Annotated in this window: 21 protein-coding genes; 19 read left to right on the top strand and 2 right to left on the bottom strand. The window is 61.8% G+C overall.

What is annotated here, in order from left to right:
* Positions 1–498: 498 nt before the first annotated feature.
* Together ACGYKA_RS11970 and ACGYKA_RS11965 are read right to left on the bottom strand one after the other, a co-directional pair.
* Positions 499–783, bottom strand: coding sequence for a hypothetical protein (locus tag ACGYKA_RS11970; protein ID WP_394438880.1), 285 nt, complete (start codon positions 781–783; stop codon positions 499–501).
* 54 nt (positions 784–837) lie between these two features.
* The gene (locus ACGYKA_RS11965; protein WP_394438878.1) at positions 838–1,872 is read right to left on the bottom strand and encodes a hypothetical protein; all 1,035 of its coding nucleotides are present in this window, start codon (positions 1,870–1,872) and stop codon (positions 838–840) included.
* 769 nt (positions 1,873–2,641) lie between these two features.
* Here ACGYKA_RS11965 and ACGYKA_RS11960 point away from each other — a divergent pair.
* From ACGYKA_RS11960 to ACGYKA_RS11870, 19 genes are all read left to right on the top strand, one after another.
* Positions 2,642–3,178 (top strand): helix-turn-helix domain-containing protein, encoded by a 537-nt coding sequence (locus ACGYKA_RS11960; RefSeq protein WP_394438876.1) that lies wholly within the window; start codon positions 2,642–2,644, stop codon positions 3,176–3,178.
* Complete coding sequence (locus tag ACGYKA_RS11955; RefSeq protein ID WP_394438874.1) at positions 3,165–4,970, top strand: phage terminase large subunit family protein; 1,806 nt, start codon at positions 3,165–3,167, stop codon at positions 4,968–4,970. Before ACGYKA_RS11960 ends, ACGYKA_RS11955 begins: the two co-directional genes overlap by 14 nt.
* A gap of 38 nt (positions 4,971–5,008) precedes the next feature.
* Entirely contained in the window at positions 5,009–6,691 is a 1,683-nt protein-coding gene (locus ACGYKA_RS11950; protein WP_394438872.1) for a phage portal protein, read from the top strand.
* A 330-nt stretch (positions 6,692–7,021) separates the two neighbouring features.
* The gene (locus ACGYKA_RS11945; protein ID WP_394438870.1) at positions 7,022–8,296 is read left to right on the top strand and encodes a S49 family peptidase; all 1,275 of its coding nucleotides are present in this window, start codon (positions 7,022–7,024) and stop codon (positions 8,294–8,296) included.
* A gap of 14 nt (positions 8,297–8,310) precedes the next feature.
* Positions 8,311–8,739 carry a head decoration protein gene (locus ACGYKA_RS11940; RefSeq protein ID WP_394438868.1) on the top strand — a complete coding sequence of 143 codons (429 nt, stop codon included), beginning with the start codon at positions 8,311–8,313 and terminating at the stop codon, positions 8,737–8,739.
* Positions 8,740–8,751: 12 nt separating this feature from the next.
* Positions 8,752–9,789 carry a major capsid protein gene (locus ACGYKA_RS11935; protein ID WP_394438866.1) on the top strand — a complete coding sequence of 346 codons (1,038 nt, stop codon included), beginning with the start codon at positions 8,752–8,754 and terminating at the stop codon, positions 9,787–9,789.
* Between the two features lie 49 nt (positions 9,790–9,838).
* Complete coding sequence (locus tag ACGYKA_RS11930; protein WP_394438864.1) at positions 9,839–10,018, top strand: hypothetical protein; 180 nt, start codon at positions 9,839–9,841, stop codon at positions 10,016–10,018.
* Positions 10,019–10,033: 15 nt separating this feature from the next.
* Positions 10,034–10,285 (top strand): hypothetical protein, encoded by a 252-nt coding sequence (locus tag ACGYKA_RS11925; protein ID WP_394438862.1) that lies wholly within the window; start codon positions 10,034–10,036, stop codon positions 10,283–10,285.
* A 5-nt stretch (positions 10,286–10,290) separates the two neighbouring features.
* Positions 10,291–10,797 carry a hypothetical protein gene (locus ACGYKA_RS11920; RefSeq protein ID WP_394438860.1) on the top strand — a complete coding sequence of 169 codons (507 nt, stop codon included), beginning with the start codon at positions 10,291–10,293 and terminating at the stop codon, positions 10,795–10,797.
* Positions 10,797–11,156: a hypothetical protein gene (locus ACGYKA_RS11915; protein WP_394438858.1), complete on the top strand. Its 360-nt coding sequence runs from the start codon at positions 10,797–10,799 to the stop codon at positions 11,154–11,156. Before ACGYKA_RS11920 ends, ACGYKA_RS11915 begins: the two co-directional genes overlap by 1 nt.
* Entirely contained in the window at positions 11,150–11,581 is a 432-nt protein-coding gene (locus ACGYKA_RS11910) for a hypothetical protein (RefSeq protein ID WP_394438856.1), read from the top strand. The genes ACGYKA_RS11915 and ACGYKA_RS11910 overlap by 7 nt, the downstream gene beginning before the upstream one ends.
* 124 nt (positions 11,582–11,705) lie before the next feature.
* Positions 11,706–12,167, top strand: coding sequence for a hypothetical protein (locus ACGYKA_RS11905; protein WP_394438854.1), 462 nt, complete (start codon positions 11,706–11,708; stop codon positions 12,165–12,167).
* Between the two features lie 56 nt (positions 12,168–12,223).
* On the top strand, positions 12,224–12,493 hold the full coding sequence (locus ACGYKA_RS11900) for a DUF2635 domain-containing protein (protein ID WP_394438852.1): 270 nt from the start codon (positions 12,224–12,226) through the stop codon (positions 12,491–12,493).
* Positions 12,493–13,974, top strand: coding sequence for a phage tail sheath subtilisin-like domain-containing protein (locus tag ACGYKA_RS11895; protein WP_394438850.1), 1,482 nt, complete (start codon positions 12,493–12,495; stop codon positions 13,972–13,974). Before ACGYKA_RS11900 ends, ACGYKA_RS11895 begins: the two co-directional genes overlap by 1 nt.
* Positions 13,975–13,986: 12 nt before the next feature.
* A complete protein-coding gene (locus ACGYKA_RS11890; protein ID WP_394438849.1) occupies positions 13,987–14,361 on the top strand; it encodes a phage tail tube protein in 375 nt (124 codons plus the stop codon).
* A 153-nt stretch (positions 14,362–14,514) separates the two neighbouring features.
* Positions 14,515–14,796, top strand: coding sequence for a phage tail assembly protein (locus tag ACGYKA_RS11885; RefSeq protein WP_394438847.1), 282 nt, complete (start codon positions 14,515–14,517; stop codon positions 14,794–14,796).
* Between the two features lie 115 nt (positions 14,797–14,911).
* Complete coding sequence (locus ACGYKA_RS11880; protein WP_394438845.1) at positions 14,912–17,842, top strand: phage tail tape measure protein; 2,931 nt, start codon at positions 14,912–14,914, stop codon at positions 17,840–17,842.
* A gap of 58 nt (positions 17,843–17,900) precedes the next feature.
* A complete protein-coding gene (locus ACGYKA_RS11875; protein ID WP_394438843.1) occupies positions 17,901–19,334 on the top strand; it encodes a hypothetical protein in 1,434 nt (477 codons plus the stop codon).
* A 36-nt stretch (positions 19,335–19,370) separates the two neighbouring features.
* Entirely contained in the window at positions 19,371–22,307 is a 2,937-nt protein-coding gene (locus ACGYKA_RS11870; protein WP_394438841.1) for a hypothetical protein, read from the top strand.
* Positions 22,308–22,391 lie beyond the last annotated feature (84 nt).

The following is a 22,391-nucleotide window of genomic DNA, read 5'->3' as shown; positions in this document are numbered from 1 at the left end:
GCGCGCCACAGGGCTGCAGCTGGACGGCATGCGCCCATGGCCACGGGATCGCGCCAGAGCGCGCCACAGGGCTGCAGCTGGACGGCATGCGCCCATGGCCACGGGATCGCGCCAGAGCGCGCCACAGGGCTGCAGGGCGGGGCATATGTTAGAGAGCGCGGCATATAAAAACGGGGCATTTTGCCCCGCTCAAAATGCCGCGCGTCTAGTCCGTGGTTCGGCAATCCACCGGCGCGCCGGTCACATCGTCGAGTCTGACTAACCAAAACACAACCGAGTCGCGCCTCTCTGCAGCGTTCACTAGGCGAGTCCATTCCCTATGCGCTTTGCCGGTGTGATACTGTCGAGACGCGCCGCGCCAAGTCGGATATTTGCGCGCGCGCTGCAGGTCTCCAAAGGTTACGCCATTCCAAAAATGAGTCGCCTTTGAGCGGTTGCCGGTTGCTAATACATAAGCCATTGCAAGAGTCCTTGATTTGATAGGGGCAGGGCGCGCGATTAGGCGCAAAGGGATTCAAAGTCGGACGGGGCAAAATTGAGCCGATAGGCGGCCGCCATGCCCGGCGCGCTTGTGCTAAATTGTTCCGGCGCGCGCTTTTCCATGTCATCCAATTGCGCAACCCGCGCGGCAATCTCTGCAGATGTAAGGGGATGCAAGCCAAGCTTGCCAAGCGCGACCTTGTCACCGGGAGTCTTGCTTGCTTGCGCCATCCGCGCGCGTTCATCGGCGATATAGGAAAGCTGCAGGGAGAGGGATTCAGCGGCAAATTGTTCAAATGTCATGGCGGGAGTCCTTGTCTGGAATTGAGAGGGGGCAGGGATAGGCGGGGGGGGGTATTAAACCCCCATTGCCCGCAGCATTTTAACCGCGGCGGGGCATGCGGCGCCGGTCACACGTTTGGCGGTCCCGCCATGCGCGGCGATGACAACAGAGCGCTTGCCCTTGCCTTTCCCATCGGCGCCGCTGCAGAGACCGCAAGCGGCGCAATCCGTCCGGCGGCCGTGCATGGCCTCAAATTCCTTTGACGCGGGGCACAAAATTTCATCGGCCGCCGTGACATCTTCGGACATAGGCGCCACGCGAAAACAGCGAAAACCAAGGGACTCGGCCGCTTTTACATCTGCAGCGGAGTCCGCGCTTGCCATGACAACGCCGGCAAGCTTTGCCGCATTTTCGCGAAAACCATCGAATGCGCTTTTCCATCCGTGGGTGTATCCCGTCCGCTGAGTCGCCTTGCTTGCCGCTTGCAGGGTCACCCATGCCGGCGCCGCTGCAGGGTCGCCATAGGACCCAAAACGGACATTTGCGCTGGCGAACAATTCTGCAATCCATTCCGCGGGAAAGTCGACACCGGCCACGGGATAGGAGTCGCGGTATAGGGCGCCGGTCACGGACGCGGGGGATTGGTATTCACGGACGTAGCAAGATCCCTTGGCATAGCGGCCAAGCGATTCATCCCATTGCCACGCATGGGGGCAATCGCCGCAAATAGAGCGCGCGCCGGTTTTCTGCAGCCATGGCGAAATTTTCGCGGGGGCCGCGCCATTGCATTCAATGCCAGCGGCATGTGGATCCGGCAAAATGAACGTCTGGACCATGGCGCCGGTCTTTTCATTGCCGCTGGCGCCGTTAAACTTGGTCGCAACGTAGGCAATGGGCGCGCCATCGATGAGGCTTGCGCCTTTCCAGAGAACCACGCCGCCAAGCGCGCCGGATTCAAGCGCGCGCTTTAGCTTTGCGGCGCTGGAAAGATATTTGTTGCGCGCGGGGTTTGGCTTGGCAACGGCGGGTTGCAATACGTTCAATTCAGCACGCAAGCGGGCAATCTCTGCCTTAATCTGATCAGCTGTTTTCGCGGTTGCGGTTGTCATCGGCTCTATCCTCATGGGTTGGCGGGCATTGTGCCCGGCTTGCTCAACCCTTTTGCCAATATGGAAAGCGATTCGCAACCCCCCCCATATCGCCATGCCCTGAATCGATCGCGCGCGCATGCGAGCGACTCCCGCGCGCGTAACGCTACCCCATAGCAGAGAGGGGCAGAGGTCGGGGCAGGGCTAGGACGGGGCAGGGCAGGGCGCGCCATGCCGGGGCATAGGTGGCCACGCTATGGGGCAGAGAGCTGCAGGGAAGGGGGTAGAGAGGGGCAGGGTGGAGAGCTGCAGAGAGGGGGCAGGGCGGAGAGGGGCAGGGCAGAGGATAGAGGGGGCAGAGGGGGCGGGGCAGAGAGCTGCAGGGCATGGGGCAGGGCATGGCGTAACGCAACCACGGGGCAGAGAGGGGCGGGGCATGGCGTAACGCAACCACGGGGCAGGGCATGGGGCGGGGGGTAGCAGGGCAGAGAGGGCAGAGAGCTGCAGGGCGGAGAGCTGCAGGGCTATGGATAGGGTGAACGGAGAGTGAACAGGGAGAGAACAGAAGAGGGCAGCGGAGGGTGATCGAGAACAAGGTGTGAACAAGAAGTGAACGCTTTGGGTCCCCCTGCCCGGTACATACTACCGAGGGGCCGCTGCACCCCAATATATCGGTCGAGCCGCGCATTTTTTTTAGGTTTAACAGGAACTTAGGTTCGGCATATCCGTGCCAGTTGATTTTGCCTCTCTGGAACACCAGTTTTGGAGGGAGGCAAAACTAGGCAAACGCATGGCGAGGCAACGCAAATATCTGACCAAGTCGGAGGCCGCTCGCGTGATGGGCTGTTCCGCCGCCAACATCACGAAGCTGGTAAAAAATGGCACCCTACCGCCGACCAAGGCGGGTAAAGTTCTGGCCACTGACGTCCGCGAGTACATGGAGTCTCGCAACCCTCTAGCTGTGGCTAAGGGGGATGCTGAGCGCGTGCGCAATGGATCGACCCCTGAAAAGGACGATATCCCGCTCGAAGGAGAGCCGGGGTCGCAATCGCTCGCTCAGGCGAAGACAAAGGAGGCGATCTGGAAGGCGGAGCGCGCCGAGTTGATCTACAAGCGGGATTCCGGTCTGCTCCTCGATCGGGAGGTCGTTGAGGGGTCGCTGGAGGCCATGGCCACCACAATCCAGATGCGGATCAAGAACCTTGCGCCAAAGCTTCGGCCGCACATGTCGGACGCCGGGCGGGAGATACTGGATCGTGAGCTGGACGGCGTCCTGATGGAGATGGCATCCGACGTTGAGCGGATGGTGCCAGATGTCGAAGATTGAGCGGGGGCTGGCGGCAGCTTTCGCCCGAGGTATCAAGCCGCCGCCTCGCCGAGGTGTCGCTGACTGGTGTGAGGCTGAGTATTACCTGCCGCCGGAAAGCGCGGCTGAGCCGGGCCTGATCAGCTTCAAGCGAACCCCTTACTCCTATGGGATTATGGACGCCGTCGACGACCCGACGGTCGAGTACATCTCACTGCAGATGGCGGCTCAGCTCGCCAAGACGACGATCCTCTTGGGGGCCATGGGGCAAATCTGCGCAACCCCCGGCATGGGCGCGCCGATCCTGTTCCTCATGCCGACCCTCGACAACGCCGAGATGCTGATGAAGGAGCGCTTCGCTCCTATGATCGAGGCGAGTCCGGCGCTCAAGAAGAACACAACGGTGGGCGCTAAGGGCAAGGGCACGCAATCCATGCTCAAGAAGCAGTTCACCAACGGCGCGATCGTCAACGCGGTGGGCTCCAATGCACCAGCTGCACTTGCCTCGCGCCCGGTCAAAATGCTGCTGGCGGATGAGTGCGATCGCTTCTCTGCTTCGGCGGGCCATGAAGGCGATCCCCTGTCGCTGGCGATCAAGCGGACCTCGACCTTCAAGGGGAACGGCCGCAAGATCATTGTGACATCGACACCGACATTAGCCGGGGTCTCTGTGATCGAGCGGCAATACAAGGCCTCGGATCAGCGCCGCTACCATGTGCCGTGCCACCATTGCGGGCACAAGCATGAGATGGTCTTCGAGAACCTGCACTGGGAGGATAACGATCCAGAGACGGCCTACTATGCCTGCCCAGAGTGCGGCGGCGTGTGGGATGAGGGCGACCGCCTGAAGGCCATCTCCAATGGCGAGTGGATCGCCACCCGGCCCGACGTCAAGGGGCACGCGGGGTTCAAGCTGAACGCGCTCGCCAGTCCGTGGGTTGGCCAGTGGTCGCATGCCGTGAAGGAGTTCATCGACTCGCGCGGCGATGTGATGTTGGAGCAAGTTTTCGTCAACACCTACCTCGGCGAGGCCTACAGCTCCGACGACCTGCAGATCGATGAGGAGATGATCATCAAGCGGATGACGGGCATCAGCCTGCATCCGGTCCCGGCCGACTGCTTGCTGCTGACGGCTGGTGTCGACGTCCAGCGCGATCGCTTCGAGGTCACGGTCGTGGGTTGGTCTGAGAACCAGAGCTACATCCTCGATCACCGTAAGATTTACGGGGACACCACCGGCGTGCAGGTATGGAAGGACCTTCACGACTTCCTGCAGAGTGAGTTCCAGCACGAGCTGGGCAACAAGATCGAGATCAGAGCCACTGCGATCGACTCCGGCTACCTGACACAGACGGTCTACGACTTTGTCGATAGCAACCCTCACAGCGGCTACTTCGCGGTGAAGGGCGTGGCAGGTCAGCGCCTGATCTGGGAGCAGTCCAAGGCTAAGAAGAAGGGTTTCGCGAAGCTCTGGCTGGTCGGTGTGGATGACGCCAAGACCACGCTGATGGAGCGCCTGAAGCAGGGCGACCGTGACGCGCCAGCCTACATCCACATCTCGGACATGGGGCCAGAGAGCGAGGAGTGGGCAAAGCAGCTCCTCGCAGAGTATCGCGCCGTGAGTTACACTGGCGGCCGCCCCAAGCTGACGTGGCAGCGCAAGAGCCCGAGCCACCGGGCTGAGGCGATGGACTGCTACTGCTACGCGCTTGCCGTGAGGACCAGCCTATCGCCCAACTGGGACAGCCTGCGCTATGAGCTGACCCGCGTGCCTGACGAGGACGACGAGGACGACGGCTGGGTTACGTTTTGAGTCAGTTTGTGCCAATATGGCAGTCGCACTTGGCATAGATGCGCGGCGCACCTACATCAGCGGGGAGAGCCAGTAATGCTACGAGTCCACAGCACATGAATAAATCAGACACAGAGCACGAGGCGCTCACCTCTAAACCGTCCGCTTCGGCGGGCTATCATGCAGGCGACTCCCCAGACCCTACAGCGGAGCTGGACCTGAGTTGCTGGGCGCCGCCGATGCAGAGCGCCAACATGGACATTCTGCCGTCGAAGGACCTGCTGGAGTCGCGCACTGTCGATCTGGCGTCGAATGACGGCAACATTGCTGGATCCCTGCAATACCACGTCGACCACGCCATCGGCACCGGCTTGAAGTTGAGCTGCCATCCCAACTACCGCGCCCTCGGGCAAACGGAGGAGTGGGGTGAAGAGTATGCAAACCTGATCGAGGACGAGTGGCGATCGTGGATCGACGATGACCGCAATCTCGTCGACGTCACTGGCGTCAATAACTGGTCGGGCCTGCAGGCTGTGGCTTACCGATCGCTGATGATCCATGGCGAGATACTGGCGACGTTTGAGCCCGGCCCCGCTAATAGCGATGGTGGGATGACGCACATCCGCATCATCGACCCGGCGCGCCTATCAAACCCCAAGGACGGCATCAGGCGCAACCGAGACATTCGTGGCGGCATCGAGCATGACGCCAACGGCAGGCCGGTCGCTTATTGGATCAGCAGCCGCCATCCCCGGGACCTTCCGAAGGGCAGCCTTCGGATGGACAAGATGACATGGCAGCGCGTCCCTAAATACGGGCGCAACGGCCGCCGCAAGGTCTTCCACGCCTTCGACCCAATCCGCGCCGAGCAGTCCCGGGGGGTGTCGATCTATGCGACTGTCCTGCGTGCCGCAAAGATGCTGGATAAGATTAGCGATGCCACCCTGCAGGCCGCGCTTCTGCAGACTGTCTTCGCCGCGGTCGTGAAAAGCGGCGCCGACTGGGGTCAGATCATGGAGGTGCTTGGCGCCGACAGTAAGACCAACGATGGCATCAAGATGATGCAGAAATTCATGAAGACTCGGGGCGAGTACTACTCTCGCAACAAGATTGACGTGAAGGGCGCAAAGGCGATCCACCTCCTGCCAGACGAGACGCTCTCCCTTGAATCGGCAAAGTCTGCCAACCCCGATACCGCAGCTTTCATCGATCAGATGAGCCGAGAGGTCGCGCGCGGGCAGAATATGACGCTGGAGCAGTACTCTGGCGACTACAGCAAGGTGAACTTTTCATCGGCGCGGATGTCTAACATTCAGTCGAACAAGGCGCACGTCGGCCGCCGCAAGCGCGCGATGGCACCGTTCTGCCAGTGGGTATTCGGCCTATGGCTGGAGGAGTTCTTCCTGCGCAACCCGCAATTCATCGCCCGGGGCACGACCTTCCGCTCACACCGGCAGCACTACGCCCGCGCTGAGTGGATCGGCCCGCCTATGGTGGATGCTGACCCCGAGAAAACCGCGAAGGCAGCTGAGAAACGCATGGCGATGGGGATCACGACGATGGAGTACGAGGCCAGCCAGATCGGCCTCGACTGGGAGGAGATGCTCGTGCAGCGCGCCCGTGAGCTTCGCAAGAAGCAAGAGCTGGGCCTGTTTGAGCTGGAGAGTTTGAACGCAGCAGCGGGGCAGCCCCCCGTGCCTGATAGACCTGAAGGGGGCAGCGATGGCGGTAGTTCCGAATAGTGGGTGCTCTGGCGTCAGTGTGATCACTGATTGCTCGACGCAGCTCCGTGAAATGTATGCGGCATACGTCGCGCTGATCTCTGGTCAGGCGGTTGCCAAGGTAGGCTCAGGGGACTTTCGGTCGGTGGAGTACCACCAAGCCGATCTCCCAGCGCTGAGGGCGATGTATAATCAGCTGTGGGACTCCTGCAGCGGCGCATCCTCCGGCTTGCCCAGACTCACGGCTAGCGGCGTGCAGCGCGGCGGCCCGGCTTATGTAGGGTGCTGACCCTTGCAGGGCGCTAAGCGCGCCCCTATCTTTGCCAAAACGACAAAACAGAACGGCATGAAATGCTCAACCACGTCGCCAACTTGATCCTGAACACACCGCTGCTGGTGACGCCTGATTACGCCGAGACTATTCTCGCCGTGATCGGCGACCGCATCGGCGTGGACAATTCAGAGATGAAGGTTGCCGACTATGGTCGTGGCGATCGCGCCTCTCCGACAGGTGGCGCAACTGCGGTCATCCCGATCATCGGCTCGATCTCGCACCGCCCCACCGGCATCAACGCCGCCTCGGGTGTTACGAGCTACGCGACGATCCAAGCTGACATCGAGCGAGCTATGAGTGACCCCGACGTGGATCGCATCATGCTCGACATCAGCTCCCCCGGGGGCATGGTGGCTGGCGCATTTGACCTGCGCGACTGGATCATGGAGCAACGCGGACGCAAGCCTATGGCGGCGATTGCCCGCGACACGATGGCCAGCGCGGCCTACCTGATCGGCTCCGCCACTGACCGAGTCTACGCCACCCAGACAGCCCAAGTCGGCTCGATCGGCGTCGTGATGACGCACTACGACCGCTCGGCCCAGCTGGCAAAGGAGGGCATCAAGCCAACCTTTATTTTCGCTGGCTCCCAGAAGGTCGCAGGCAACTCAGCTGAAGCGCTGCCTGACAGCGTGCGCGCAGAAATACAGGAGGAGATCGACTCCTCTTACGAAATGTTCGTCAACGCAGTGTCGGAGGCCCGAGGGCTGGACCCTGCCGCGATCAAAGCCACGGAGGCCCGTGTCTACAGCGGTGCCGCCGCAGTCGAGATGGGGCTGGCCGATGAGGTCGCGTCCCTCGATCTCGCGCTGAAGGGTTTCGCAGCATCCGCGCGGAGCACCTATCCGTCAATGTCCATCCAAGAGGATTCTCGCATGGAAAACGAAGACCAAATCCGCGCGGAAGGTGCCACCGCCGAGCGCGCGCGTGTGAAGGCGATCCTTTCGCACGAAAACGCAGAGGGGCGCGGCAAGCTTGCATCGCACCTTGCCTTCAACACCGACATGACCGTCGAGGCCGCTGCTGACATGCTCGCTGTGTCCGCGACCGAAGCCTCAGCTGCCGACACCAGCGCCGATGTCGACGCCCTGCGCGCCGAGATCGCTGAGCTGAAGCAGGGCCGCGCCCCTCAAGGTCAGGCAGGCGCCTCGGCTGCCGCTCTGAAGGAGTTCTCCGCTGATGCTGCCGGTGTGGCTGGCGATGCGGATGCTGACGCTGGCACTCAGATGAGCGCTGAAGATCAACGCCGTGAAGAAGCTCGGGCAGCCGCTCGCGCCTACTTCGGCAAGTAAAGGGGAATACCGACATGGGTATCACCAACATCCCGTACACCGCAAAGGGCCACGCTGGCGTCGTTGACGCGGTCGCTCCAATCCAGTTCTGGCTCGATGCTGCTGGCCAGCCGATCTTCGAGAACTGGGTGATCGCTGCCGGTCAGGTCCTTCCAGCCTACACCGTTCTGGGCGTCGTCACTGCCTCCAACGAGCTGGTCGAGTGCGACCCCGGCGCGGCCGACGGGTCTCAGACTCCTTTCGCGGTTCTCATGGAGGACCTCGACACCTCCGCGACTGGCCTGAACGCGGCCACCGAGGTCGGCGTCCTGACGGGCTCTGGCTCGCGGATGATCAACTACAACGCTCTCGTGGCAAATGCTGCGTGGGGTAAAAATGACCTGCGCCGTGAGCTGGGCAAGGCTGGTTTCGCGACCCGCACGCCCATCTACTCGGCGCTGTAAGGGGGACCGAGAATGGACCGTTTTTCCACAGTAACACTTCTCTCGATGATCGAGGAAGTCGAAGTCAAGCGCAGCTTCTGGACCGGCCTTGCCTTTAGCAACACGGTGTTCTTCGACACCGACACCATCGAGTTCGACATGAAGCACGGCGGCAAGCCCGTCGCGCCGTTTGTGTCGCCGCTCGTCGGTGCGCCGACCCTGCGCCGTCAGGGCTTCATCACGAAGTCCATGAAGGCCGCGTACATCAAGCTGAAGAGCGCTGTGGCCCCCACAGATGCCCTGATCCGCACCGCCGGTGAAGGTTACAATAACCAGCAGATGTCTCCGCAGCAGCGCATGGACATGCTGATGGCTCAAGAGCTTGGTCGCCACGATGAGATGGTTACGAACCGGATCGAGTGGATGGCGGCGAAAACCATCATCGATGGTCAGTACGTCGTCGAGGGCGAAGAGTATCAGCGGACTCTGGTTGACTTTGGTCACCCGGCATCCCTGAAGGTTGCTCTGGCTGGTGCCGCCGTTTGGTCTGCCGCCACCGCGTCTCCGATCGACGATATCGAGGACATGGCCCAGCGCATCCGTGTTGAGTCCAAGGGCGCCGTCGCGGACACCGTCGTCATGCACACCACCGCATGGCAGATGATCCGCAAGCACCCCGACTTCAAGGATCGCCTGAACAAGGACTTCGCTGATGCGCGCATCAACAAGTCTTCGATCGACGACGGCATCATGACCGACCCGATCGGGCTGAACTACGTCGGCCGTCTGGACAGCAAGCTCGACCTGTATGTCTACGATGACTATCTGACCGACGACGACGGCAACGACGTCCCCCTGATGCCCGACAACACTGTCGTGGTGATGGCGCGCGCTGCCATGGAAGGCGCCCAGTACTACGGCGCGATCCTCGACGAGGGCTTCCAGTCGGTTCGGATGTTCTCCAAGTCGCGCACCTCGTGGGACCCCTACGGTGAAGAGCTGCTCTCGCAGTCCGCGCCGCTGGTCGCCCCGCGCCGTGTGAACACTTGGGGCACCATCAACGTGGCCTAATCTTTCCCCCCGGCTTTCGGGTCGGGGGCAACTTTTTGGAGGGCAAGATATGCCGATCAAGACTCACGCGAAGGTGACCGTTGTCGCCGATGAGATCAATGTCAGCCACGGTGGCTTCCACCGGACCTATACCGCTGGCGATACCGACGTCGAGATTCCCGCGAACATCGCGAAGGAACTCGCCGATCAGGGCGCGGTGACGATCACCACACCCGCAGACGCATCCTAAGGCAAGGGGCAGGACATGAAACTGGTAGCGAAGCAAAATATCTGGGTCCGCAAGGGCGGTCAGAAGATGGAAATCACCGCAGGGCAGAAGTTTGAGCCTGACGACGATGAGGCCAAGACATTGATCCGGCGCGGCATTGCTGAAGAGGCTGGCGCGGGCGAGGCGGCCAAGGCTGAAGCAGACGAGAAGGCCAACGACCTCAACTCCGACGCTAACAAGGCCAAGGCTCAGGCGGCCCCTGCGGCCAAGGCTGGCGAGAAGAAGTAACCGCCGTGATCTCGGCGAGTTTCAGGACCGGCGGCGTGCCGCTCTGCGCCCTAAGCGCGCAGCAGCTGCTATCGCCGCCGGTTCCTTTCGTTAAGGCCACCGCCTTTGCGATTTTGCGAGAGGGCAGCGCAGTGCGAATTACGGCAGGACTTGGATACCACGACGTCCGACTGGACGTGACTGGCGCGATCGCGGGCGTCAATGACGCTGTGACTCGGGTCGAAGCTATTGTGATGAACCCCAGCGAGGTTCTCGCTCATTACGAGGCGCCGCTGCCGGGCTCTCTGCCTATGGGGCCGACAGGTGTCGAGCCGCAGGTCTATGGCCACGATGCGCTCAACGCCGTCAGGCAGGTCGAAACCTATACCATCTTTCAATTCCGTCACGAGTTCGCTGATCGCGGGCAGCATCGCGTTTCGCTGAAGCTGCACTTCGGTAGTGCCGGTGAGTACGTCACGTCGAGCGATGCGGTCGTGATCCATTGCGGCGACGGCCTTTACGGAGAGTTTTGATGACAGTCTGTGTTATTCCCGGGGTGCTCAAGAAGTCACAACCCGACAAGATGTTGGTCACGCTGGAGTGGCCTGAAATTCTCAACACAGGGATTGGTCGGACCATGCCCGTGGTGGATCGCATTGCGTCCTCGACGTGGGCGATCGCTGCCAACTCCCCAAGCTCCAACGTGATCCTTCAGGACTCGGGCTTCGACGAGGTGAGCGGCACGACGTGGGTGGCTGTGGATGCCGGGTTCGATGGCGACGTGGTTTACATCGAGAACACGATCGAGACCACCGGCGCAAGCGTCAATGGCAAGAGCACGCCTCCGCAGCGCGCGGTTCGCCAGATCAGGATGCGGATCCAGCAATGCTGACGGATTTTGATAAGATTGAGGCGCGCATGCTCGGGGACTCCTTCAAGGTCTTCGGGCAGCCCTTCCAGATCGTGCCGATGAAGACGCGCCCGAATAAGCGCCCCGTGCGCGACCACGGGCGCGATCCATTTGAGCTGTGCGGGGTCAAGTACGAGACCAACCAGCTCAACGATCTCGACAAGAATGGCCGCATCGACCGGGCTGGCAAGCGCATCGGCGGCATGTCCTTTAACAACATGTCTACCAAGTCGATCCGGCTCAATGTGCGGCTGTGCGACATGCCGTATGAGCCCCGCCAGTTCGACGCAGTGATCTGCGTGAGGAGCGGCAAGGTCTATGAGGTTCTGGATATCGAGGCCACCGGGCACTCTGACGCCTACCTCAAGCTGAGCGAAGTGGAGGGTCCCTATGATAAGCTTACCTGAGTTTCGGAGCCAGCGGCGGGACATCCGGCGCGGCGTCATTGAGGCCCTGCAGAACGGTGGCGTCCCCCCTTTCGCGACCTTTGCTGAGGATCGGGTTTTCGACTCTCGTCAGGACGCCCACATCGTGACGGGCAGCGAGAGCCTTCCTGCAATCACGGTCTACACCGACACCACCAAGCGAGAACCTATCAATCAGGGCAGGGCGCCGTTTTCCCACACGCTTGATATCATCATCGAAATGTCGCTTGGCGGCGCTGGCGGTGAGATCGAGACTGACGCCGAGCTTGAGGGCAAGCTGGATGTCTTCGAGGAGCAGGTTCTGGCGGCGCTCTTTGATATCACGCGGCCCTATGCGCTGGCCTTTGGTAAGATGTTCAAGAAGATTCTGGGCGCTGACTCCCTCCGCTTGGCGAACAACGACGGCGCCACCCGGCTCGCCATGCGCGACCTCATGATTCAGGTTGAGTACGATCAGCGATGCGCCGACTTCACCGCGGCCTTCAGCCCGCTTGAGACGGTTTGGCAGCTGAACGAGACGAAGGGCGAGGAGGTGGCCCTCACCCACGCCAACGTCGGCGAGGTCTAGGCCTTGCGGGTTTGGCAAGTCAAACCTACATACCCAGCATCAAAAGGACACGTCGCATGATGAAGCACATCAAACCCGCAACACCCGGCTTGGTCGTCCGTGACCACGCTCAGCTCTCCCGGGTGATCCCCGCCGAGGGTGCGGAGGTGGTCTGGGATGGCACTTGGGCGCGCCGCGAGCGGGCCGGTGACATCGAAGTATTCGATCCGGTCGCTGATGAAAAGAAAGCGCCTCAGGAGCTGAAGCGGGCTGAGTCAAAGGCGAAGCTCAAATCCAAATCGGAGGCCCCGCGCCCCCGCAAATCTGAAACCAACGAGGTCAAATAATGGCTATTGCTTTTGACACCATCCCGGGGAACCTGCGTGTCCCTCTCTTTTACGCCGAGCTGAGCGCGGGCGGTACGCCCTTTGCCTCTTCGGAGCGGCTTCTTCTGATTGGCCAGAAGCTGCCCGCCGGTGCCGCTGTCGCTGAGGAGCCCATCCTCGTGCCATCGTCCTCGCAGGCCGAAGATGCCCTGTTCGGTCAGGGCTCGATGCTTTCGCAGATGATCAGGATCGCTCGTCGCAACGCGCCTTTCCAAGAAATCTGGGCTCTGCCCTTTGATGACGCGGGCGGCGCGGCTGCCGCGACCGGCGCAGTCGACTACACCACCCTGACTCTCCCTGTCGCGATTGCGCAAACAGTGTCTCTGTACGTTGCAGGCCGCCGGTACGCTGTGACTGCGACACCAGCCTCGACGGCCGCCACGATCGCGACTGCGATGGCCGCTGAGATCAACGCTGATGCTGATGCGCCTGTCACCGCGACAGACGCTGCTGGCGTTGTAACCATCACCGCTCGGCATGCCGGCGACCTCGGCAATGGCATCGACATCCGCACCACCTTGATTGGCGGAGAGACCATCATTTCCGGTGAAGCAACCGTCACCGCTATGGCGGGCGGCGCCACCGATCCGACCATCACCGCCGGGCTGGCGAACCTCGCTGATGAGGACTTCCTCTGGCTGGCGTCTCCTTACGCGGATGCCACCAACACCACGGCGCTGACCGACCTGCTGAACAACCAATCTGGTCGCTGGTCTCCCTATCAGCAGCTGTATGGCCATGCGGTCACCGCAAAGATCGACACTGTAGCGAACCTCTCAACGCTCGGCAGCGGCCTGAACGACCCCCACCTGACCGTGATGGGGAGCAACGGCATGCCCAGCCCTGTTTGGGAGCTGACAGCTGCCCTTGGCGCGAAAGTGGCGCAGCACCTGTCCGACGCTCCAGAGCTGTCCCGTCCGCTGCACTACATCGAGCTGGAAGGCATCGTCGCGCCCAAGGTTTCCGATCGCTTCGGCATCTCCGACAAGAACGTCCTGCTGTATGATGGCATCGCAACCCATGGCGTAAGCCGTGCCGGTGCTGTGACCATTGAGCGTGCGATCACCACCTACAAGACCAACGCGGCTGGCGGTGCTGATGCGACCTTCTTGGATATTCAGACCATGGCGCAGAGCCAGTACATCTTGCGCTACCTGCGCACGAAGGTTCTATCCCGCCATGCCCGCCAAGGCCTTGCTGGCGACGATACTCCGGCAATCAACGGCGTGGCGCGTCCCAAGGATATCCGAGCCACCCTGATCGCGGGTTATGCGGAGCTGACTAATCTCGGCGTCGTGGAGAACCAGCGCGCATTTGAGGATGCCCTCATCGTCGAGCGTAACGCTGTCGACTACAACCGCGTCGACGTCTCGCTGCCGTTTGATGTCGTAAACCAGCTGCGCGTCCTTGCCGTGCAAGCTACCGCCAACCTGCAATTCTAAGGAGCTTCGAGCATGTCTTGCATTAGCGCTGGCGGTACAGTCCGCCTTACAGTGAACGGGACCGTGTACGCTGTACGCGGCTCCGTCACCATCAACCCGACCGCTGAGGAGCGCACCGAGGGCGCCAACCTCGACGGCTCGCCCTACTACACCTCCAAGCCGGTGGTTCCGAGCGTTGAGATGACCCTGTCGGATCAGGTCGGTCTCGATATCGGCGCGCTGTCGGGCACGGCGTGTGGTGATGCGACCATCGACCTCGACGAGGTGGAGCGGACTTACATCGTGGTGAACGCAACTGTGGTCGGCCGCGCGTCCTTGAACCCCGAGTCGGGCGAGTGGTCGGGCCTCAAGCTGATCGGCTCCGAAATCCGCACGATCAACGGCTAAGCTGCCCAGCGCGGCCAAGCACTACCCTAAAGGACCCCCGGCTTCATCGCTGGGGGTTTTTCTGTGCCGATCTGGAAAAACGAAAGAGCATAGCTTACATCTGGGGTTCAGAGGCGGGGGTGTTCCCCGAGTAACCCAGATGAAGAGGCATTCATGGAAAAGACTATCAAGCTGAGCAAGCCGATCAACGAAGGAAAGATCAAGGAGCTGACGCTCGCGGAGCCGACCTTTGGTCAGCTGAAGCGCTGCGGCATCCCGTTCTCTAAGGGTGAGTTTGACTTCGCGAAGGCTGGCCCGCTGCTGGAAGCGATCTCCGGCGTGCAGGAGCCCTTCCTCGACCAGATGTGCGCCAAGGACTCCATGAAGGTCATCGAGGCCATGGCTGAGCTGATCGGCGGTGACGAGGGAAACTCCGCAGAATTGCCCGCGAGCTAGTCTTCGGGTGCGAATGGTCTCCGCTCGATGTCGAGCGGATGACCCCCTCACAAATGAAATACTGGCACGGCGAGGCCGTCATATGGCAAAAGCAGAGGGGTAAGGACTGATGGCGATGTTCACGACGACCATCCGCGTCAATGCCCTCGACAACACCAAAGGTGCGTTTGGGAGCGCGATGCAGGGGCTGGAGCGCATCCAGCACCAGCTGAACAAAGTCGGCACCCAAACGCAGCTCGCTGGCTTCCGCATGACGGCAGCCATCACCTACCCGCTCCAGCGGTTCGGCCGATCGGCGCTGACCGCCGCCAAGGACATGAGCGAAGCTGAGAACCAGCTGCGCGCGGTCTTGAAGGGCGGCATGCTGGAGGACCTCAAGCAGTCCGTCCCCGGCATCACAGAGTCCGAAGCTCTGGCGAAGGTCACTCAGGGCATGAAGGACCTCCGCGCGGAGGCCCACCGGATGGCTGAGGGCTCGCGCTTCGATATCATCGAGGTGACGCAGGCTCAGAAATACCTATCGATGGCAGGCCTCGGCCAGCAGCAGGTTCTCGGCTCAACCGAGGCCACGATCGCGGCTGCGACGGCCCTGTCGATGGATGTGGCTACGGTTGCCGACAAGCTGTCGAACACCGCGCTCGGCTTCGGCTTGATGGATAGCGACAGCGACCTCGACGAAGCCCGGGGCGCGATGACCAAGATCGCGGACGTGGTGGCCTTCACCGCAAGCCGCACCAACGTATCCGGCGCGCAGGCCTTCGAGACTCTGAAGTCGCTTGGCCCTGTGGCGCGAGGCACCGGCCGCGATCTGGAAGAGATGGCGGCCATGATGGGCGTCCTCGGCAACAACGGTATCCAAGGTGCTGAGGCTGGCGTAGCCTTGCGCTCCAGTATCGCTCGCATCGCCGCCCCAACGAACAAAATGCTTGGCCTCTTCAAGAGCGTCAACCTGAACCTCGATGACTTTATGACGCGCTCCGGCAAGCTGGATAGCGGCGGCCTGTTCAAGGGCCTGCTGGGCACCGGCCTGCTGTCTCAGAGCGACATCTCCAAGATCGAGAACCCGATCAACGCCATTTTTGCCAACACGAACATTGGGGACTCCGAAAAGATCGCCGAGGTGCGATCTGTGATCAAGGATGTGCTGGACCTCGATCCTGCCGATCTGGAGGAGCTTGGCGAAGCGATCTCGACGTTTGGCATGAGCACGGTCTCTGGATTCAACTTCCAAGAGTTCATGAAGACCATCTCCACGATGGACCTCTCCTACGGCCAGCTGGCTGACATCTTCGGCAAGCGCCACGTCACCAAGATGCAGGCGTTGATGTACGGTATCGTCGACTCCTTCCGCATTGAGGATGAGATCAGGAACGGTGCGGCCGGGCAGGCCAACCGGATGCTGGAAGAGCAGATGGCGGGCCTGTACGGGGCCTTGGAGAAGCTCCGATCGACATGGAAGAACTTTCAGACCAACCTGTTCACCGGGGAGGCTGGCGACCTGCTGATCGGTTTCATCGAGAAGCTTCGGGGTGCGATCCAGTGGCTGGATGGCCTGAACCCGGCGATAAAAACCACTGTCATGGTGGGCGCGTCACTGCTGGCAGTTCTAGGGCCGCTGCTGATTTATCTCGGGATGGTGATTCAGTTCGGCGGCGTGGTCGTGGGTGTCTTCACGGGGCTAGCTAAGGGCATCGGAGTCGCTGCACGGGTTATGGCGCGACTTCCGCTCAGGTCGATGACACGCCTGTTCAGCGGCGGTGCGGGCGCTGTTGGCCGCATGGCTGGGGCGCTTCGCAAGCTGACCCCAGTGGGCATCGCATTGACGTTCCTGATCTCGATCTTCAAGTCGGTTAAGGATCGCCTGTCTGGCGCGGCCGATCAGGTCCGCCGGTTTTGGCGTGCCCTCAAGGGGGTGGCCGAATACTTTGCGATCCTGAACTTCCGCAAGTTTAACGAAGATTCTGACGGAGTCCGCCGCGCCTCGATCATCATGAAGTATCACATCGAGAACTTGGTTGAATCGTTTAAGATTCTCGCCAAGGAGATCGGTCTCGGCGTCCTTGAGGGTATCTTCGGGAAGAGCAACCTCGACACCGTGCTGGAGAACTTCGGCAAGATCAAGAAGGGCTTCGACAACATCACCGAGGCGGCAGGCGCGTTCTTCAAGGGCTTCCAAGGTGAGGAGGGGACCGGCCTAGTCGGCGGGATCATGGATCTGATCACGCAGGCATTCAGGGGCCTGCAGGACCGCCTGACGCTGGTGATCGAGGTTTTCGGCTGGCTCATGGAAAAGGTCGACCTGAACGCCGAGAGCTTCGAGGCCTTCGGCGAATGGGTGCGCTCGGTCGTCGATTGGCTTGCAGAGCTGACCGGCGACACCATTGAGGCGTGGCGCGAAATGCTGGGCATTGTCGACAATGCCTTGGAGAAGCTCGGAACCTACGTCGCTCCCTTCGCTCTGGACGAGTGGAACCGCTTCAAGGAAGACATGGCGGGAGTCTGGGATTTTATCACCACGGCGATCGAGGGCACCATCGGAGCTCTGCAGCGCGCCATGGAGGCCTTCCGCAATTGGCGCGATGGCCGCTCTGTGATGGACTACACCGGCGTGCCCACGCACAATCCCGAAGTGCCGGTCGGGCGCGGCGGCCCAATGGCTGCCCCCAAGCTTCCCGTTGCTCCAAAGCCGGGGCCGTCTTTCCGCGACACGCTGGGACTCACCGGCCCGAGCATCATGGATCAGTTCAACCTACCATCGGTGCCCGGCGGCGCAACGCTGGACCCCGCGAATTACAACGGGCCGGTGGTCAGCCCCGAGGGTCTGTCGGGCGACAGCCTGATGCCGCAGGAAGATGTGATGGCGTCCGCAATGACCCGAGCTCTCGACCGCAAGTTCGGGGAGGGCAATCTTCAGGCGAAGCTCGATGGCAAAGCAAATGTCGTAGTTTCACTGAAGGGATTCCCCAACGGCACGACGGCAAACAGCACCTCAAAGGGCGACGTATCCACATCACTAGACCTCGGCGGCTCTTCACTGTCCGCTTGATGTTGCCAAAATGGAAATCAGTTACCACATAGGTCGCATAGGATAGCCGAGGGCTGGTATGTTTGTAAAGACGAAGAATGACACCGTTGTCGCGAAGCTGATCGACGGAGGCAAGAAGCTGCAGCGGAGCTACTACAGCGCCGGCTCCACGATCGAGGTCAATTCCCTTGAGGGTGCGGACATGATCGCCGAGGGCATCGCCACCGCCACTGGTGCCGTATTCGCCTCAGCTCCCGTGAGCGTGGAGGTAGCCCCCACAGCCGCGGCATACATCGACAGCCCGCTCCCGGCCGGCGCTGCCGGGTGGCTTAAGAATGATGGGGTAGGGGGCCTCGCGTGGGACCCCGCTGGCCCCGGTGCGGTTAAGTCGACCCTCACCCCGCAAACTGGGAACAAGTTCCGCCACGACGACGGGCTCGGCAATACGGTGGACTTCCATGGAGGGCCAGACGTTCTCACCGCCGTAGGCTACAGCTACGTCTCAAATGAGCTGTCCTACATGGATGAGACTGGATTGATCACTAAGATCGATCTCTCTCACTTGTCCAACGACGTCCGCATTACCTCGGCGTCACTCACGTCTGACATCCTGTCTTTGCACGACAACAGCCCTATGACCGGGGATGTGACGGTGAGCCTCGCCTCGCTACGGGCCACCCTGACGGATAACGGGGATGGGACTTTCAACATCGACAACGGCGCGGGCAGCTCGATTACAATCGACACGCGCGCCGATGCCGCCTCAGCGCCGCCCCCCGCCACTGGGGCGACAGGCTCGGCGGGCGTATCCCCGCTGAAGGCGCGCGAGGACCACCGGCACGCCGCTCAGACTCCTTCTGCCGATGCCGGTAACAGCATCACGGTGGGCGCTGATGGCCTCCATTACCTCGCCGAAACCACGACCGGCCTGAGCTTCGATGGGGACAAGCTGCTCACCTACATCGACGAGGATGGCGTCTCGTCAGTCTTGGATATCAGCAACGTCGTCAAACTCAACGGCGCGACCCTGCCAGCCACGAGCCATGTTGGCGCTGCCGGCTCTTCGACTGAGGCTGCCCGCGCCGACCACCGGCACGCCGCTCAGGCCCCCTCAGCTGACGCGGGCAATAGCATCGGCATGGGCGGCGATGGCCTGCATTACTTCGCGGAGTCGGTGACGAGTCTGTCCCTCAACGCTGTGACGCGCCAGCTGCAGTACGTCGACGAGCTCGGGGTTCAGAAGAACATCGCCCTGCCGGCGCTGACGCCAGCCGCGACCAAGGACACGTTCACTGCCATCTCCGCTGCAACCCCGGCAGAGGTGGCCGGCTTCTCCGGCGGCGAGATGGTCCTGATCCAGCTCTCCAACGGCACGCTTCGACGCGCAAGCGTAGGGGACCTGCGTGTCACGGAAACCGTCACGACCATCACCTTTGACCCCGCCACAAGCCAGCTGACCTTCACGGATGAGGCTGGTGTCGCGAACGCAATCGACCTGTCGAGCTTGGCTTAATCCGCCGTGCCGTTGGCAACTTTCAAGAGGTAATCAATGCCCCGCTATCAAGTCACTCCCCGCCATAACGATATGGTCATTCAGCGCGTCACCAACTTCGGCGCGACCATCGAGCGGCAGCATTACCGCGAAGGCGACATCGTCACGATCGATGCCGTCGACGCAGCCCAGCTGCTCGCGGATAAAGAGGTCGTGCTCTACACCGGGCTGGACCCTGACTCTCTTCCGTACAAGACCCGAATTATTGCCAACCCCGCGGCCGGCAACACTGACCCCTTCAAGCTCCCCACCGACGAGCAGGGGGTCCTGCGAAACGATGGCACTGGCGTATTGACGTGGATGCCGCTCTCGATCGCCACTGGCCAGATTTCCGCGGACCCCGGCAACGACATCATCTTGGGGGGTGACGGCAAGCCTTACTTTGCTGAAGCTGTCACAGGCCTCACGCTGGTGGGTCACGACCTGCAGTTTGTTAACGAGACCGGCGCGACCACGACCATTGACCTGTCGCCATACGCCAGCAATCTTGCCCGCGTGGTTTCCGCATCGCTCAACACTCTCACGGGTGTTGCTACGTTCACCCGTAACGATGCTTCCACGTTCAATCTGGACCTGTCGGCGCTTCTCCCCGGCAACCCTGCTACCGCCGTCTCGCCGGCGTCCGATGACCCGGCTGGCGCCGTGGGCACCGATCCCGCGTATGCGCGAGGGGACCATAAGCACCCAGCACAGCGACCATCTTCGGATATCGACAATGCTCTGACCGTGGGGACCGACGGACTTCATTTCCTCGATATCGCGGAGGTGGGTGGGAACACGATCACGGTCGGCGACGAGCGCGGCAGCAACGCAGGCCCTGTTCCTGCTAACCCGCCTGCGACACCTAAGGTCGGCGACCTGCACGTCGAGTTCCATGACGACTACGTCAACTGGTTCCGACAGAGCGCAATGCCGGGCTTTTGGCAGCGGCTCATGGTTGAGCCGGTAGCGCTTAAGATCGCCGTCACGACACCCCCGGCGGCCGATGACGCAACTGGCGCTGTCGGGGTCGCGCCCGATGCGGCGCGGAGCGACCACAAGCATCCCGCTCAAGCCCCCTCGGCCGACGCCGGAAATGCGATCGTCGTAGGCTCCGACGGCCTGCACTTCGCACCAGAGGCGCCAATGGCTGATGCCGTCTCGCCTGCCGCTGATGACGCCACCGGAGCCGTTGGCGTGTCTCTCGAGTCCGCCCGCGAGGATCACAAGCACCCAGCTCAAGCGCCGTCCTCTGACCCCGGCAACGGGATCACCGTGGGCTCTGATGGCTTGCACTACGCCCCCGAGGCGCCGATGGCCGACGGTATCTCGCCAGCCGCCGATGACGCCACCGGCGCGGTCGGCATCTCTCTCGAGTCGGCACGTGAGGATCACAAGCACCCTGCGCAAGCGCCGTCGGCTGACCCGGGCAACGCGATTGCTGTTGGGGCTGACGGCCTGCACTACGCGCCCGAGGCCTCCTTCGCGGCCGTCGTCTCGCCAGCTGCTGATGACGCAACAGGGGCGGTGGGTGTGTCGACTGACGCAGCCCGTGAGGATCACAAGCACCCTGCGCAGGCGCCGTCCGCCGATGCTGGCAACGCGATCGTCGTGGGTTCTGATGGCCTGCACTTTGCCCCCGAGCCGCAGCTGGCTGATGCAGTATCGCCTGCCGCGGACGGCGTCACTGGCGTCGTGGGGGTGTCGACAGAGGCGGCCCGCGAAGACCACAAGCACCCCGCCCAGAAGCCTTCGACTGATTTAGGAAACTCGATCACCGTCGGATCGGATGGCTTGCACTACGCGGCAGGGACACCTTTGGCAAACTCGATCCCTCCCGCCGCGGACAACGGAGCGGGGGCTGTGGGCGTTTCCGGCGAAGCAGCGCGCGAGGATCACAAGCATCCAGCTCAGGTCCCCTCAGCGGACCCGGGCAACGCGATTACCGTGGGCTCCGATGGCCTCCACTACTCCGCCAGTGCGGCTCTGGGTAGCGTCGTGCCTCCCGCGGCGGACGACCTCACCGGCGCCAACGGCACAGCCAGTCAGGCAGCTCGCGAGGATCACAAGCATCCGGCCCAGCCCCCGTCGTCCGACCCCGGCAACGGAATTACTCTGGGCTCCGACGGGCTGCACTTCACGACTGCGATTGACTTCGCAAGCACCCCTTCACCCGCCGCTGACGACGCCGTCGGCATTGCGGGCACCACGCTCAGGGCCGCTCGGCAGGACCACAAGCACCCAGCTCAAGGTGTGTCGGCTGACGTCGGCAACGAGATCGCCGTCGGCTCAGATGGGCTGCACTACCACCAAGACACCGTGACTCAGCTCGTTCTTGATCCTGCAGCCCAGCGCCTGACCTACACGGACGAGGCGGGGGTGGCGAACCTGCTCGATATGGAAATGACTGGCGCGACTGCTGCAATCGCTGGCATGGGCGGCACGGTTCCGGCGCCTGCTGCAGGTGACGAAGGCAAGGTTCTGTCGGGAGCTGGAACTTGGATTGACCCGCTTGAGCCGCGCATCACTCGCGCCATGGTGCAGGTCAAGGACCTGTCGGGTACGGGGCTGCGGAGCTCTAACTTTGCGGTGCACTACAACGGTGTCGGGCGCGATGTCGACACCACCGGGTCAATGAACACATCAAATGGGGTCTTCTACGCGCCGCGTGATGGGGTCTACGATGTCCGCTCGATCCTGACGTGGGACAACAACGGCCCTGTTGGCGACGATACGATGCTGCATAACATTGAAGTCAACGGCGCCGCGAGGGTTCCGATGGAGATCAACCCGGGCGCATTCACACGCCCCGGTGAGGAGCTGAATACCGTCGTGCACGGGCTCGTGCGGGTGGATGCTGGCGACCAAATTCGGATTACCGTCACCGGCGTCAGCGATGTCACCAATCACAAGCAGAGCTTTCTGACCATCGTGGAGCTGTCGCCTTACCTCTGACGCAATCCGAAGGCGCCAGCAGTGCACCTTCATCCTTGCCAAAATGGCAATCCATAACCACATATCAAGCAAATCAGACAAGAG

This window comes from Sulfitobacter sp. 1A15106 (assembly GCF_043556995.1).
Taxonomy (GTDB): Bacteria; Pseudomonadota; Alphaproteobacteria; order Rhodobacterales; family Rhodobacteraceae; genus Sulfitobacter; species Sulfitobacter faviae.
This window is presented reverse-complemented; position numbering and strand designations above follow the sequence as displayed.